Source organism: Thermocoleostomius sinensis A174, assembly GCF_026802175.1.
In the GTDB taxonomy this organism is placed as follows: Bacteria; Cyanobacteriota; Cyanobacteriia; order Elainellales; family Elainellaceae; genus Thermocoleostomius; species Thermocoleostomius sinensis.
Genome location: NZ_CP113797.1, coordinates 5,695,945 through 5,710,312, shown reverse-complemented (window position 1 = coordinate 5,710,312; position 14,368 = coordinate 5,695,945). Strand labels below are relative to the sequence as shown.

Genomic DNA, 14,368 nt, shown 5'->3' with positions numbered 1-14,368 from the left:
AAAGCTAAAGTCGGGAGTCGGGCAGAGTCTTAGTCTTTCTTTTTAGCCTTCCTTTTTAGCCTTCCAATAGGGCTTCGTACTGCTTGCCGGCTCGCTGCCAGGTGTAGGTTTGTTCAACGAAGTGACGGGCTGCTTGGGAAAGTTCAACCCGCAGGGCAGGGTTTTGAAACAACCGATCGATGGCGCTGATGTATTCTGCTGGATGATTAGCTCGTAGGGCCCGCAGTGGCAAATCTGGATGATCAACGGCTAAGCCTTCTAAACCTCGATCGCTGCCTACCACAGGTACACCCGCGGCCATCGCTTCTAGGGTTTTATTTTTGATGCCAAATCCGGTGCGCATGGGCACCACACAAATGGTCGATCGATGCAAGTACTCTGCCATTGAGGGAACCTGTCCTGTGACGCTAATGCCCGGAAGTTGAGCCAATTCCATCACCTCAGACCCCGGACGTGCTCCGACCAGATCTAGCGTGATGGCAGGATACTGTTGTTTGAGCGTGGGGAATATCTCTAGGCTGAAGAAGCGCACAGCGTCAATGTTGGCAAGATTATCCATCGCTCCAATGAAAATCAAGCGCTGCCCCCCCGGATCAGTCGATCGATAGGGAAAGTGTGAGAAATCAACGCCGTTGGGGATGACAGCGATCGCAGTGTGCGGGCAAAAGGCGCGAATTTGCTGTTCGTCTTCGGAAGTGGTGACAACGATGCCGGAAAACTTCGTACAGTAGGTTTGCTCGTAGCGCTTTAGTAACGGTAGATTAAGCCGATCGCGCCATACATGCTCGGATACACCAGTTTGTAGCTGGTTTTTGCACGTGCCATAGACCGAACTGTGAATGTTGACAATCGTGCGGAGTTGGTGCCGCCACTGAGGACGAATGTATTGTTCGTTGACACAATGTTCGCAGGTAATCACATCAAACTTGCCATCTGTCACCGCCCGATCGAGCCAGTGTTGTGCTTTGGCGGAATGGCTCGATCGCACGTTAGGTGGTGTGCCTGTCAATACAAACTCCCCAAACCGTTGCAGTTTAGACCATGTTTGATTAACTGGTTGCGGACGCGAAAATACCACCAGTTGATCGACTTTTGAGCGCAGAGCAGCAATTTCGGCGTCTGTAACATCGGGCGATCGCAGCGTTAGCAGCGTCACAGAGTGGCGCTGTTGCAGGTATTGCAGCAAGTGAAAGGTTCTAACTTGTGTGCCGCCGCGCGTAGGCGGATAGGGAAATGTCGCCGAAATCATCAAAATGTTCATCACGGCTCAGGGATTAGGTAAAAACAACAAGAGTGATAGCAGCACCAAAAAATTGGGCAGTTTAAGGAGGAATGATTCAGTACAAATATCGATCGAATTCTGATTTAGGTTGCACCAAAATTGATTTTTACTAACAGTATTTTTCGCCCATTTCTATGCCTAAAATTAGCGTTTGTATTCCTACTTATAATCGAGCCAACTTGCTGCCCTTTGCGATCGAAAGTGCGTTAAATCAAACCGAGCCAGATATTGAAGTGATTGTTTGTGACGATGGCTCTACAGATAATACACCTACCATCATGGCTACCTTGACTGATCCAAGAGTGTATTACATTCGCCACGCGCAAAACATTGGCAAAAGTAACAATATGCGATCGGGGTTTGCCGCGGCAACGGGCGAGTATTTTGTTAAGTTTGATGATGACGATCGGCTCAGGCCAGAGTTTTTAGCTCGTACTAGCGCCATTTTAGACACGCATTCCTATATTGATTTTGTCGGAACCGATCACTGGATTATTGATAGCCAGAACCGGCCAAACTACCAAGCTACTGAATTAAATTCTTGGCGATGGGGACGCACTCAATTACCCGAAGGACCGATCAAAAATCTATTAGAAACTGTGTTTGTACAACAAAGCTTACAAATTGGAGCAACTTTGTTTCGTCGTAGTGCCCTACAAGCGGTCGGATTTATGCGTCCTAATCTGCAAAATTGTGAAGACAATGATTTATTTGTTCGCTTAGCTTTACAAGGCAAGCAAGCTTACTATTTGAACGATCGCTTGATGGAATATCGCTGTCATGCCGAACAGCAGGGCATTCATCGCGCCATTTCCTATCTCAAAGACAAGATTGCTTACTTGGAAAACTATCAATTTACATCACCTCGATTGGAACAAATTCGGCAACAACGTTTGGCTGAAACAAAGCTACTGTTAGGATTACGTTTAATCAACGTAGGTGAAATACAGGCAGGTCGTAAGCTGGTATGGAATGGGCAAATGGCGGCTCCTCTCAAAGCATGGGCGGGCATGAGTTTATCGCTGTTACCCACGGACTGGCGCGATCGATCATTTCAAGCTTTGCGGCAAGTGAAGTAGGCAGGCTGCGTTAAAGTGGATAACGTGCATTCGATCACCTGTCCTCTTCATGACTCCTGCCTCTCCCTCCAACCCTAGCCCTCGACAACCCCGCTCCACCGATTGGCGACTGTTTACGATTCTATTTCCCTACGCCCGACGCAACTGGCAGCTTTTGGCTCTTGCCCTAATCTTATTAGTTCCTCTCGCATTAGCGAATTCTGCCCAACCGATCATTATTGGTCAGGCCGTTGCCCTAGCGAAGAACGAACCTGTCATGTTCTTCCTAGAAGGACAAACGCTAACCAGTGGAGCCAGGCTGTTGATTTTGCTGCTGATGTTAACCCTGGCTGTGCAATTAGCCTTAAGTGGTGTTCAGGGCTATTTGATTCAAAAGGTAGGACAACGCATTACGGCTAACATTCGCGATGACTTGTTTGTGCATGTGACATCGTTGGCCACCCGGTTTTTCGATCGCACGCCCGTTGGCCGCTTAATCACTCGTCTCACCAGCGATGTGGATGCCTTGGGTGATGTGTTTTCCACAGGGGCAATCGGCGTATTCAGCGATCTGCTGACCATGCTGGTGCTGATTGTGGTGATGTTCTCAATTCAGTGGCAGTTGGCCCTGTTGCTGTTGGCCTTGCTGCTGCCCGTAACTGGTGTGATTGTCTACTTTCAACAACAGTATCGCCAGTCCAATTATCGGGCGCGGGAAGAACTATCTGCCCTTAATTCCACGTTGCAGGAGAACATTGTTGGCATTAACGTGGTGCAGTTATTCCGGCGTGAATCGTTCAATGCTGAACTGTTTCGCAAAATTAATCAGCGCTATGTCAAAGAAGTCGATCGCACAATTTTTTATGACTCGGCCGTTTCGGCAACCTTGGAATGGGTGGCACTGGCGGCGATCGGCGGAGTGCTCTGGTTGGGCAGCTTACTCGTCATGGGAAGAGTGTTGGATTTTGGAATTTTGACCTCCTTCATTCTGTTTGCCCAGCGCTTATTTGATCCCCTGCGGCAATTTGCCGAACGGTTTACCGCTATTCAAGCCGGACTGACTGCCCTGGAACGGGTCAGCGATATTTTGAATGAACCGATCGAAATTCGCGATCCAGAATTGCGGGAAGGAGGAAATCAGGAATCGGGAATCCGGGAGAATAAGTTCGCAGTCCTCACCTCACATTCCCCAACCCGCAATCTGCGCCCCCCAATCCCTAGCGAAATCCGCTTTGAACATGTCTGGTTTGGCTATAAGTCGGATGAGTTTGTGCTGCGTGATTTGGATTTCACGATTCGACCGGGTGAAAAGGTGGCGTTGGTGGGTCCGACTGGGGCTGGGAAAAGCTCGATCATTCGCCTGCTGTGCCGCTTGTATGAAGTCACCAGAGGACGAATTCTGCTAGATGGGGAAGATATTCGCAATTTGCCGCAAGCGGAGTTACGGCAACGGATGGCGGTGATTTTGCAGGATGGGTTTTTGTTTGCTGGGGATGTCAAGAGCAACATTGCCCTTGGTGAACCGTATTCGATCGACGAGATTCGATCGGCGGCGGAACGCACCAACGTTGCGCAATTTATTGAACGATTGCCGCAGGGATACGACACCGAACTGCGACAGCGGGGCACGAATCTATCGGGCGGCGAAAAGCAATTATTGGCCTTTGCTCGGGCGGCCATTCGCAATCCGGGGATTTTGGTGCTGGATGAAGCGACTGCTAATTTAGATGTGCGTACTGAGTCATTGATTCAGGAAGCTTTGGAAACCCTGTTAGAGGATCGCACCGCGATTATTATTGCGCACCGTTTATCTACCATTCGCAGCGTCGATCGCATTTTGGTCTTGCGACAGGGAACATTAGTAGAATCTGGAAGCCACGAAGAACTACTAGAGCAAAATGGTCTCTATGCCAGCTTGTATCGCCTACAAATGTTAGAAAGCTAATGCAAACGCCCCTTACTTAAACTGTCGTTGCGTCAACATCTGCGGTTCTATGTGTTCTACATCCGCGATGGCACTCAATCGCGACAAACCCTCCAGCGCCTCGGCAACCTTCCCCGATCGTGATCGTACCCACGCGGTGTGAGGAGCATACTCAGGAATCTCAACAATCTCATAGCCAGCCGTTTGAATGGCATCTTGGCGGGATGCGGCCGGGATCGCCTCTGCAAACCGGATGAAGACTTGTCCAGTGGGAACTGCGATCGAGCCACCTGATTTTAGCGCATACACCGGAGTCACTATCCCATTTGTGGCAGCCTTGCGTGCAGTGGGACTACCTGCAAATACCGCGATCGCCTCTTCCTCCATCACCGCTACGGCATCTGACGTCACCCTTTCCGGCAATAACTCTGGCATCGCCGCGTAGTGTACTGCATAATAGCCCGGTTGCTGCACATAGGTATAGATCGGCGCGGTTCCAACCTGTACCTGCTGTGGATAGTCAGCAAAATTTTCTATCGTCACGGCACCCCCCCCTATCCAGAAAGAAACGCTTGCAATCAATAGCCAAGCGATCGGCCTCAGCAACCTTTTCATTCGCGACTCATCATTCCAATCACTCCAATCACTGCGATCCTTGCTTGCCCCTCCTATTCTGAAGATAACGTTATCTTGTCATCTCCTCATCCACCCTTTGGCTGCGCTCACGGCAACCCCCAACCTCTAACTCCCAACCCCCAACACCCATTTCCTCTTTCATCTATTAAATTTCGCCAACGCTTTTCATAGACGCGGCTTCAACGCAGGTATAACACAAGAAGATTCCCGCTTTCAGTCCCCAAGCCCAGGAGATAAAGATATGGTCAGAGTGCAGTACGGCGGCAAAGGCGGCCCATCCTATGAGTTAACAGTGAGCAATCAGTTTGTGGCAGTCCGTACCTATAACCGCAAACCCTTGATGCTCGATCGTCCCTACGAAGTTGCCCCTGTGTCGCCCCAAACCCGTGCGCTTCTGAGCGAATTTCGACAGGTCAGCGAATTTCGCGAAGCGGGCGTTGAAGTGCTGCAAGCCAGAGTTCCTCAGACCGACAGTTCCTTGCGAGACACGGCGCGATCGGTTTTGAAAGCTGAACCTGAAATTCGCTTTGCCGGGCGCTTACTGGTGACAGCGGCACAAGTTCCGGTGCTGTATACGGAAAATTTTTTCATTCAGTTTCATGACGAGGTTGAACCAGAGCAGCAGCAAGCACTATTGCAACGCTACAACTTAATAATCAAGCGATCGATCGACTATGCGCTCAATGCCTACTTTGTCAGTGCTCCTGAAGGAACCGGACTGGCGGTGTTTGATATTGCCGAGCGGTTGTTGCAAGAGGAGTTGGTGCAATTGTGCCACCCAGAATTGATTCGTGAAAGTCGGCGGCGACAAGCTTTTCCACAACAGTGGCATTTGAAAACCACGACGCTCAATGATACCCTCATCGAAGCCAGCGCCAATGTCGAAGCGGCTTGGTCTATTACTCAAGGCGAGGGCATGACGATCGCGGTGATCGATACGGGAATTGATATCAACCACGAAGAATTTCGATCGTCTGGCAAAATTGTGGCTCCTCGTGACGCGACCCGTCGTACCAATGATCCCCGTCCTAGGGGCAACGAAAATCACGGAACCGCCTGCGCGGGCGTTGCCTGTGCCAATGGCAATTTTGGGGCGTCTGGTGTGGCCCCCAGAGCTAAACTCATGCCGATTCGGCTAGCCTCTGCCTTGGGGTCTCAGGCAGAAGCCGATGCTTTCTACTGGGCGGCACGTAACGGAGCCGATGTGATTTCGTGCAGTTGGGGCCCGACCGACGGCGACTGGTGGAACCCAGATGACCCGCTGCACAATGAAATTGTCCCCTTGCCCGACAGTACCCGCTTGGCGATCGACTATGCCGTCAGTCAAGGACGCAATGGTAAAGGCTGTGTGATTTGCTGGGCAGCAGGCAACGGCAACGAAAGCGTAGACAACGACGGTTATGCCAGTTATGACAAGGTAATTGCTGTGGCTGCTTGTAACGACCTGGGTAAACGCAGCGCCTACAGCGACTTTGGCAATGCAATTTGGTGTGCCTTTCCCAGCAACAATGGCGAGCAGAGTTTAACTCCGGGTATTTGGACAACCGATCGATCGGGAGCAGCCGGCTACAATTCCGGCAATGCGGCGGCCGGAGACGAGGCAGGCAACTACACCAACTCCTTCGGGGGTACGTCGAGTGCGTGTCCAGGAGCAGCAGGCGTGGCAGCACTGGTTTTAGCACAAAACCCCGATTTACGTTGGGATCAGGTGCGCGAGATTTTGAAACAAAGCAGCGACAAAATTGATGAAACAGACGGTCAATATAACGCGGATGGTCGTAGTCCATTTTATGGCTATGGACGGCTGAATGCCCGACAAGCGATCGAGTCGGCCATTCCCACGCAGTCCACACCTGTCCGCATGTATCGTGCCATTCAAGAGATGCCCATCCGCTACTTGCAGCCTGCCACGCTGTCAATGATGGTGCCCGTAACCAATCCTCTCCAATCCATCAAAGTGTTTGTAGATATCCACCACAGTGATCTGCGCGATCTGGTGGTGCTGCTGAAGCCTCCCGAAGAAACCAATGTCATTTCTGTGGCGTTGCACAACCGCCGAGGGCGGGGTACTCGTAATATCAATACGGTTTACGATGAAGCCAACACACCAGGCCTAGTCAGTCTTCGGGGCAAAAGCCCCAAAGGTAGCTGGACCGTAGAGGTGATTGATAAAGCTGGTGAAGATCGCGGCAGCCTACGAAGTTTTACCTTGGAACTGGGCTTCTAGGAGCGCATTGAATCACTCGACCGACAGCCCGCCTCAGACGTGGCAAAATACGTTAAAGTATGAAATTGATACAAGTGAGTCTCGCAATGACACAAAAAGATTACTGATGAGAGATTACTGATGGAGTTTGCAGTAGAAACCAATGCTGAAGGGCTGATGTCCATTGAAGCCGCCCAGAAAGCCCTAAACCGTTCTCGTGCTTCCGTTTATCGCTATGCCAACACCAATCCAGACAACCTGAATCCGCCCTATGATCCGCGTAAGCTAAACCCAGAATTCCGAGTCAACAAAGACGATCCGCTCTTGTTCCATCCCAACGAAGTGGCTCGGTTTGCCAAAGACATTTTGGGAATTAAGCAGGTGACGATCGAAGTTCAACAACCGAGCGAAACCATCACCCATGAGCTATTGCGAGCTATTTTGTCAGAACTCCAAAGCATTCATCAACTTCTGAAAATGCAATCGTAACTCTGAGCGTCATTGTTCGTCATTGTTCTGGGAGCAACGCAAACCGATGAACTCAGCTGTGTCTAATCTAGGAATTCACCTGGAACGTTAAGATAGACTTTGAGTGCTATTGCACAAGACTCAAAACTGATAGCTTTGATTTGCCAATCGTCTGACTGTTGCTAACTATCTTGCCAACCGTGGTGACTGCCCGTGTTTAAAACCCTATTCAGAACCCTAAGCGCTGACTTTCAAATCATTTTCGATCGAGATCCGGCGGCTCGGAATTGGTTAGAGGTGCTGTTCTGTTATCCTGGCTTACAAGCCCTGCTGCTGCATCGGCTGGCCCATCGCCTCTACAGCCTGCGAATGCCGTTCGTGCCTCGTTTAATTTCGCATTTAGCCCGCTTCTTTACAGGCATTGAAATTCACCCAGGTGCTCAAATTGGGCAAGGTGTATTTATCGACCACGGCATGGGTGTTGTCATTGGCGAAACAGCGATCGTAGGCAACTATGCTCTGATTTATCAAGGCGTTACCTTGGGTGGAACCGGCAAAGAAAGCGGCAAACGCCACCCGACCTTGGGCGAGAACGTGGTAGTGGGAGCCGGCGCAAAGGTACTGGGTAATCTTTCCATTGGCGACAACGTGCGGATTGGGGCCGGGTCGGTGGTGTTACGCGATGTGCCGCCCGATTGCACTGTGGTTGGCGTCCCTGGACGCATTGTTTATCGCTCTGGCGTGCGCGTTAATCCCCTCGATCATGGTCAGTTACCTGACTCGGAAGCCCAAGTAATTCGTGCCTTGCTCGATCGCATTGAAACGTTAGAACAGCAAGTACAAAGCTTGCAGAAAACTGCCCACTCCACTCATCACCTGTTAGAGGACATTCGCGTACCTGTCTGTCGTCTTGAAGATCGGGTGATTGAACAGTATTTAGACGGATCTGGCATCTAATGCATTATTTTTGAAATAGCACAGCTTCCACAGGGAACCACGGCGCATTAAGCTTCTTCCTAGAGACACCCTGTGCCGAAGCCAGCTATATCTCTTATGCTTTAGACATAAACGCTGCTTATCTTTCCACCTGGGTGTTTGCATGGATGCCTTTGCTCCGACCCCTCCTGACTGGACTCAATCGGCAGTTCACGCTTACGAATTTCATTGCCCGACTTGTCGAGCTTCATCCCTAGAAGCTCAACAGGTTTGGGTAAATCGTCGAGCGCCTGTTCTCATGGAAAATCGACAGCGGCGCTGGCAAGAGTTTTATCAATGCTCCTGTCAGACTGTTTGGTGGGCCTGGAGCAGTGATCGCCCGCCCACCCAATTGAAACCCCTGGAACCCCCCGATCGGCCCCGACCAGATTTTGATCCCTCAGATTTCAACCCGTTTGATTTCTAGCACCTGCTCTCCAACCCCTAATTCCTGCCCTCTAACCCCCATCACCGTGTTACCCTCCACCGATCGCCAAGCCATTCGCGCCATCATCGAGCGCCAACTAGCTGCCTTTCAACGCGACGATGCCACCGAAGCTTTCACGTTTGCCAGTCCGGGGATTCAGGCGCAGTTTGGTACCGCCAAAGCCTTTATGCGCATGGTGCGATTGGGCTATCCAGCGGTATACCGTCCCCGTGCCATTGTGTTTCAGGAGCTAACCACCGTGGAAGCCATGCCGGCTCAAAAAGTGCTGTTGATGGGGCCCGAAGGCACGATTGTCATGGCCGTTTATTTAATGCAGCAGCAACCGGACGACAGTTGGCGAATTCACGGTTGTTTTCTGATGCCAGTTGACGATCAAGTTGATGGTCAAGTTGACGGTCCATAACCCATAACGTGCATTTTCCATTCACAAAAAAACTTGAGAAGAGATGCCATTTTGCTACAATCTTGTATCCTTTAGTGCTCATACAATACGGGCATGGTTGTAGAAGACGGTATGCATAGCTTTATTCCTCCCGATCGGTTCTTTCCCTATCTCACTTGGACTGAGATCCAGCAGATGCCGAACAAAGATAACGTGGTGTTGCTTCAGCCTGTGGGGACGATCGAGCAGCATGGACCCCATCTGCCGTTGGTGGTTGATGCGGCCATTGCAACCGCTGTTATGGGAAAGGCCACAGAGCGCCTGGAACCCGACATTCCCGCCTACGTGCTGCCAACCCTGTGCTACGGCAAGTCCAACGAACATTGGCACTTTCCGGGCACGGTAACACTGAGTGCGCACACGTTAATTGCCACCTTGATGGAAGTTGGGGAAAGTCTGTATCGGGCCGGGTTCCGCAAGTTTGCGTTGGTTAACGGCCACGGCGGGCAACCACAAATCATGGAAATTGTAGCGCGGGACCTGCATCAACGCTATGAAGACTTCATGGTGTTTCCGCTGTTTGTTTGGCGCGTTCCCAACCTGCCGATCGACTTGCTGACCTCTAAAGAGGCAGAACTGGGAATCCATGCAGGCGATGCGGAAACCAGTGTGCTGCTATCGATTTTGCCGGATCAAGTGCGCATGGAACAAGCCGCTACAGAGTATCCGCAAGAACTCCCTCAGTCTAGTGTGTTGAGCATGGAGGGTCAGCTTCCCTTTGCCTGGACAACGCGAGATTTAAGCCAAAGCGGAGTTTTGGGTGATCCAACAGTGGCCACCAAAGAAAAAGGCGATCGGTTCTTGGAAGCTCTCACCACTGGTTGGGTGCAGGTGATTCAAGATATCTACCATTTTCAGCAACCCAAAGCATGGAAAAAAATTTAAACAGTAAAACCTTCAACAAAGCAGGGGGAGTGATGGAACGTTTCGTTGCACTATTAGGGTTACTGGTGTTTGTAGGGATTGCCTATGCAATCTCAGTTAACCGCAAAATGGTGGCTTGGAAGTCTGTGCTCTGGGGCATTGCCTTGCAGTTTATTTTTGCAGTGTTTATTCTCAGAATTCCGATCGGGTTTTCCATTTTTCAGTTCTTGGGAAATGTAGTCACGCAGTTCCTCAATTTCTCTGATGAGGGAGCTAGATTTGTATTCGGCGACAATTTCCAAGAATTCTTCTTTGCATTCAAAGTTCTTCCCACTATCATCTTTTTTTCAGCCTTTATTAGTTTGCTGTATCACTACGGCATTCTGCAACAGGTGGTAAAGGGGATTGCGTGGCTGATGATTCGCACATTGGGTACATCTGGCTCAGAATCTTTGTCGGCCGCCGGTAATATTTTTGTGGGCCAAACCGAAGCACCCCTGTTGATCAAACCCTATGTACCGACCGCAACTATGTCGGAATTACACGCAATCATGACGGGTGGGTTCGCCACGGTTGCAGGGGGTGTATTGGCAGCCTATATTTCGTTTGGTGTACCGGCTGTACATTTGATTGCCGCCTCGGTGATGTCGGCCCCGGCCGCCTTGGCCATTTCCAAAATCATGTATCCAGAAACGGAAGAATCTCCCACGCGCGGGGCTGTCAAAATCGATGTTGACAAACCCTCAATCAATGCTGTGGATGCCGTGACACTGGGAGCGCTAGACGGCTTGCGGTTGGTTTTGAATATCGCGGCCATGCTGATTGCCTTTTTGGCATTGTTAGCCATGTTCAATGCTTTCTTGGGTTGGTTGGGCGGAGTGCTGTTTAATCAACCGGAGCTATCGCTGGAGTTGATTCTTTCTTTCTTGCTCGCGCCGATCGCCTGGCTCATGGGTGTACCCTGGGCAGATTGTGGGCAGGTGGGGGCATTGCTGGGCAAGAAAACCATTCTTAATGAGTTCATTGCCTATCTGGATTTACAGCAGTTGATTGAAGGTAATGCCATTTCTGAACGGGCGGTAATTATTGCCACCTATGCCCTCTGCGGCTTCGCCAACATAGGATCGATCGGCATTCAAATTGGCGGTATTGGCGGCATTGCCCCCGAACGGCAACATGATTTAGCCCGGCTAGGAGTGCGAGCGATGATTGCAGGTACATTAGCTTGTTTTATGACCGCCTCGATCGCAGGAATGTTGCTATGAGGGTAGGGTAAATAGGGTCAACCATAGACGTTTGGAGAGAAGTACTAGCTCAAAGAAACCTGATTTCTCAGGAATCGTCGATCGCGAACGAGTATTTTGGTTTAAACGGTTAATCGTTTGCTGACTGCAACGTTCAATGGAACCCACGCTGTACTTCTATGCTGACCTCTGTGCGCCCTCAATCCCTCTCTGTCCCTGGCCCTAATCCTAAAACGGAACTGGGACATTTGCTCAATGTCATTCGCTTTGGACAAGATTCCATCGGGTTTGCTCGCCAGCTTTTTCAACAATATGGTCCGATTGTGGCATTGCGATCGGGCGGCGGCAGTAACCTCTACTCGTCTGATCCCAACTGCCCTGGAACAGTGTTTGCCTATGGCCCAGAGATTGTGCGGCAGGTGGCCACCCAGCATGAAATCTATACCAAGCATCCGCTGTCGGGACGAATCTATGGCAGACGCAATGAGTCAAACCGCTCGCAGCCCTTGAAGCACTTTGGCGTGGGCTTATTTGGACTTAACGGCGACGTACATCGTCAGCATCGCCAACTGATGATGCCCGCGTTTCATCGCCAGCAGATCGAAAGCTATCGCGATGACATTGTGGCACTGACCGCATCGACCTTAGAGCAACTCCGTCCGGGGCAAGTGTGTGATATGTCTGAAGTTATGCGGCTATTGACCATGCGCGTTGCCACAAAAACGCTGTTTGGTGAAGACATTGGCGAAGCAGGCGGGGGAATCGGACAACTCCTGCAAGAGGCACTTGGCACGTTAGGAACGCCGCTGCTGCTGTTTTTCCCTTTTGACCTTCCCGGCTTGCCCTACCATCGCTTTCTCACGCAAATTGGGCAACTGGATGACCTGATGCGCCAACTGATCGATCGCAAACGCCACACCATCGATCGCGATCGGGATGTGCTGTCGATGCTGATTCAAGCTCGTGATGAAGTGGACGGCACTGGACTCAGCGAAGACGAACTATTGGGGCATGTAGGCGTTTTGTTTGCCGCTGGGCATGAAACCAGTTCTAATGCGCTGACCTGGACGTTGTTTTTGTTGTCTCAGCACCCGTCAGTAGCTGCCGATTTGCTGGACGAACTGGACTCTGTTTTGCATGGAGCAGCCCCAACAATCGCTCAATTATCTCAGTTGCCCTTACTAGAACGAGTGATTAAAGAAAGTATGCGAATTCTGTCACCTGTTCCCTGGAATGGCCGCATTACTTCAAAACCGACGGAGCTAGGGGGCTATTTCTTACCGGAAGGCACTGAAGTATTTGTCGGCATCTACCACACGCACCAAATGCCAGAGCTTTATCCCAATCCGTCTGTGTTTAGTCCGCAGCGGTGGGAAACGATCGCACCGTCGATGTATGAATATAACCCATTCAGTGCAGGCTCGCGGGTTTGCATTGGAGCCGGATTTGCCATGATGGAAATCAAATTAATCTTGGCCATGCTATTGCAACGCTATCGTCTGCAATTGATTCCCAACGCCAGAATCGATCAAGCTGGTGTGATTGTCATGGCTCCCAAGCAGGGAATGCCGATGCACATTCATCAACAAGATCGTCAGTTTGAGCAAAAGCCTGGAACCGTTCGCGGCAATATTCGAGAGATGGTGCAATTACCCACCTAGAACAGTCATTGATCCAGAAACTAGATTTTTTGAGTGCGGAGTTGTTGGAACAAGATTTAACTCAGAGGCGATTGTGTAGGAACAGAGAAGTTGTAGTAGTCGTAGAAGTTGTAGTGAATGTACTGGAAGGGTTGCTGGATGATCCATACCCCTCCAGTTCTCGTGATGAGCCTCTGCCAAGTAAGATGAAACTTCCTGAAGGTTGGACGTTTCTTAAGCTAGAGTTTAGGCTTGCCAAAGGGGCATCTAGGCAGGTTAGGCTGATGTATTTGGTGAATGAGTCTAGAGCCTTCATTCTGCCACTCTGGATCTACAGTCATGAGCAATTCGTTAAACGTCCTGCTGACAAAGAGCTTAAATATGCAATCCAGGATGCTTTAGATCCATGACTTGCAATTAGGGCACTGCTTCATCGTCTAACTTAGGCAAGAAGTTGAGATCCGAACTAAAACAACCGAATGACCGTAATTGGACGCGCACCGGAAACCGCTTCATCAAATAACTCTAGATGATTCCTTTCCAGAATGGCCCAAAGGTACTCTACTCGATTACGCCGCAGTCGCCAAATCGACTCTTGTTTACCCACGGCTGCCAAAAACTCACTTTGCTTTTGATGTCCAAGCGCATACCAGCCCTCAACATCCAGATCGGTATCGACAAATTCACGGACAACCACTTCTGAGACGGTTGTGGAATAAAACTGAGTACCGACTGTTCCTAGTAATTGGGATAACACGACTACCTACCTCGTAATGTTGTGAAGATTTATAAATTAAAATCAGACCACAAGTGTGATGTTCTCAGGAATGTAGGGAGATTTCTCCTCTAGCAGTATTCTGGTGAGATGCTTCCCTTCAGGATGTTTTTTAGCGGTCGTAACTTAATGTTCATCCTGTGCTGCTGTACTGATGAGGAAAGATTCGATCGAATGCTTCTGCATTGGTTAACGTTATGCGATTGGTTAAACCACGACCTCAACATTTCGATTGAAGAGATAGAAACTAATCTAGACTCATACAGGTGACTTTTGTAACAAGTGGCTGTTATTTATTACGGTAAATCCAAGCAGTGAAAATGTGTACTCTTGGCTGTTGTGACTCATCAGAGTTTTATAACTGCGTTGCTTCTGTTAACGAACGATGAATTTGGGGAGTAACAAC

The 14,368-nt window shown here is 50.1% G+C and carries 13 protein-coding genes; 10 read left to right on the top strand and 3 right to left on the bottom strand.

Annotated features, from left to right (window positions below; genetic code table 11):
- Positions 1-55 precede the first annotated feature (55 nt).
- Positions 56-1,261 carry a glycosyltransferase family 4 protein gene (locus OXH18_RS24730; protein ID WP_268610213.1) on the bottom strand — a complete coding sequence of 402 codons (1,206 nt, stop codon included), beginning with the start codon at positions 1,259-1,261 and terminating at the stop codon, positions 56-58.
- Positions 1,262-1,416: 155 nt separating this feature from the next.
- Between OXH18_RS24730 and OXH18_RS24725 the strand changes: the two genes are divergently transcribed.
- Together OXH18_RS24725 and OXH18_RS24720 are read left to right on the top strand one after the other, a co-directional pair.
- Entirely contained in the window at positions 1,417-2,361 is a 945-nt protein-coding gene (locus OXH18_RS24725) for a glycosyltransferase family 2 protein (protein ID WP_268610211.1), read from the top strand.
- Between the two features lie 49 nt (positions 2,362-2,410).
- A complete protein-coding gene (locus OXH18_RS24720; protein WP_268610210.1) occupies positions 2,411-4,285 on the top strand; it encodes an ABC transporter ATP-binding protein in 1,875 nt (624 codons plus the stop codon).
- 12 nt (positions 4,286-4,297) lie between these two features.
- Here OXH18_RS24720 and OXH18_RS24715 read toward each other — a convergent pair whose 3' ends face one another.
- Positions 4,298-4,879 carry a hypothetical protein gene (locus OXH18_RS24715; RefSeq protein ID WP_268610209.1) on the bottom strand — a complete coding sequence of 194 codons (582 nt, stop codon included), beginning with the start codon at positions 4,877-4,879 and terminating at the stop codon, positions 4,298-4,300.
- A gap of 262 nt (positions 4,880-5,141) precedes the next feature.
- Here OXH18_RS24715 and OXH18_RS24710 point away from each other — a divergent pair, with 262 nt between their 5' ends.
- From OXH18_RS24710 to OXH18_RS24675, 8 genes are all read left to right on the top strand, one after another.
- Complete coding sequence (locus OXH18_RS24710; RefSeq protein ID WP_268610208.1) at positions 5,142-7,127, top strand: S8 family peptidase; 1,986 nt, start codon at positions 5,142-5,144, stop codon at positions 7,125-7,127.
- A gap of 120 nt (positions 7,128-7,247) precedes the next feature.
- Complete coding sequence (locus OXH18_RS24705) at positions 7,248-7,595, top strand: resolvase (RefSeq protein WP_268610207.1); 348 nt, start codon at positions 7,248-7,250, stop codon at positions 7,593-7,595.
- Positions 7,596-7,787: 192 nt separating this feature from the next.
- A complete protein-coding gene (gene cysE, locus OXH18_RS24700; RefSeq protein ID WP_268610205.1) occupies positions 7,788-8,531 on the top strand; it encodes a serine O-acetyltransferase in 744 nt (247 codons plus the stop codon).
- A 142-nt stretch (positions 8,532-8,673) separates the two neighbouring features.
- On the top strand, positions 8,674-8,976 hold the full coding sequence (locus tag OXH18_RS24695) for a hypothetical protein (protein ID WP_268610204.1): 303 nt from the start codon (positions 8,674-8,676) through the stop codon (positions 8,974-8,976).
- A gap of 46 nt (positions 8,977-9,022) precedes the next feature.
- A complete protein-coding gene (locus OXH18_RS24690) occupies positions 9,023-9,400 on the top strand; it encodes a DUF4864 domain-containing protein (RefSeq protein WP_268610203.1) in 378 nt (125 codons plus the stop codon).
- 111 nt (positions 9,401-9,511) lie between these two features.
- Positions 9,512-10,324: a creatininase family protein gene (locus tag OXH18_RS24685; protein WP_315874795.1), complete on the top strand. Its 813-nt coding sequence runs from the start codon at positions 9,512-9,514 to the stop codon at positions 10,322-10,324.
- Between the two features lie 32 nt (positions 10,325-10,356).
- Entirely contained in the window at positions 10,357-11,568 is a 1,212-nt protein-coding gene (locus OXH18_RS24680; protein ID WP_268610201.1) for a NupC/NupG family nucleoside CNT transporter, read from the top strand.
- A 158-nt stretch (positions 11,569-11,726) separates the two neighbouring features.
- Entirely contained in the window at positions 11,727-13,208 is a 1,482-nt protein-coding gene (locus tag OXH18_RS24675) for a cytochrome P450 (RefSeq protein ID WP_268610200.1), read from the top strand.
- A 445-nt stretch (positions 13,209-13,653) separates the two neighbouring features.
- Here the strand turns inward: OXH18_RS24675 and OXH18_RS24670 are convergent, their stop codons facing one another.
- Entirely contained in the window at positions 13,654-13,944 is a 291-nt protein-coding gene (locus tag OXH18_RS24670) for a hypothetical protein (RefSeq protein ID WP_268610199.1), read from the bottom strand.
- Positions 13,945-14,368 lie beyond the last annotated feature (424 nt).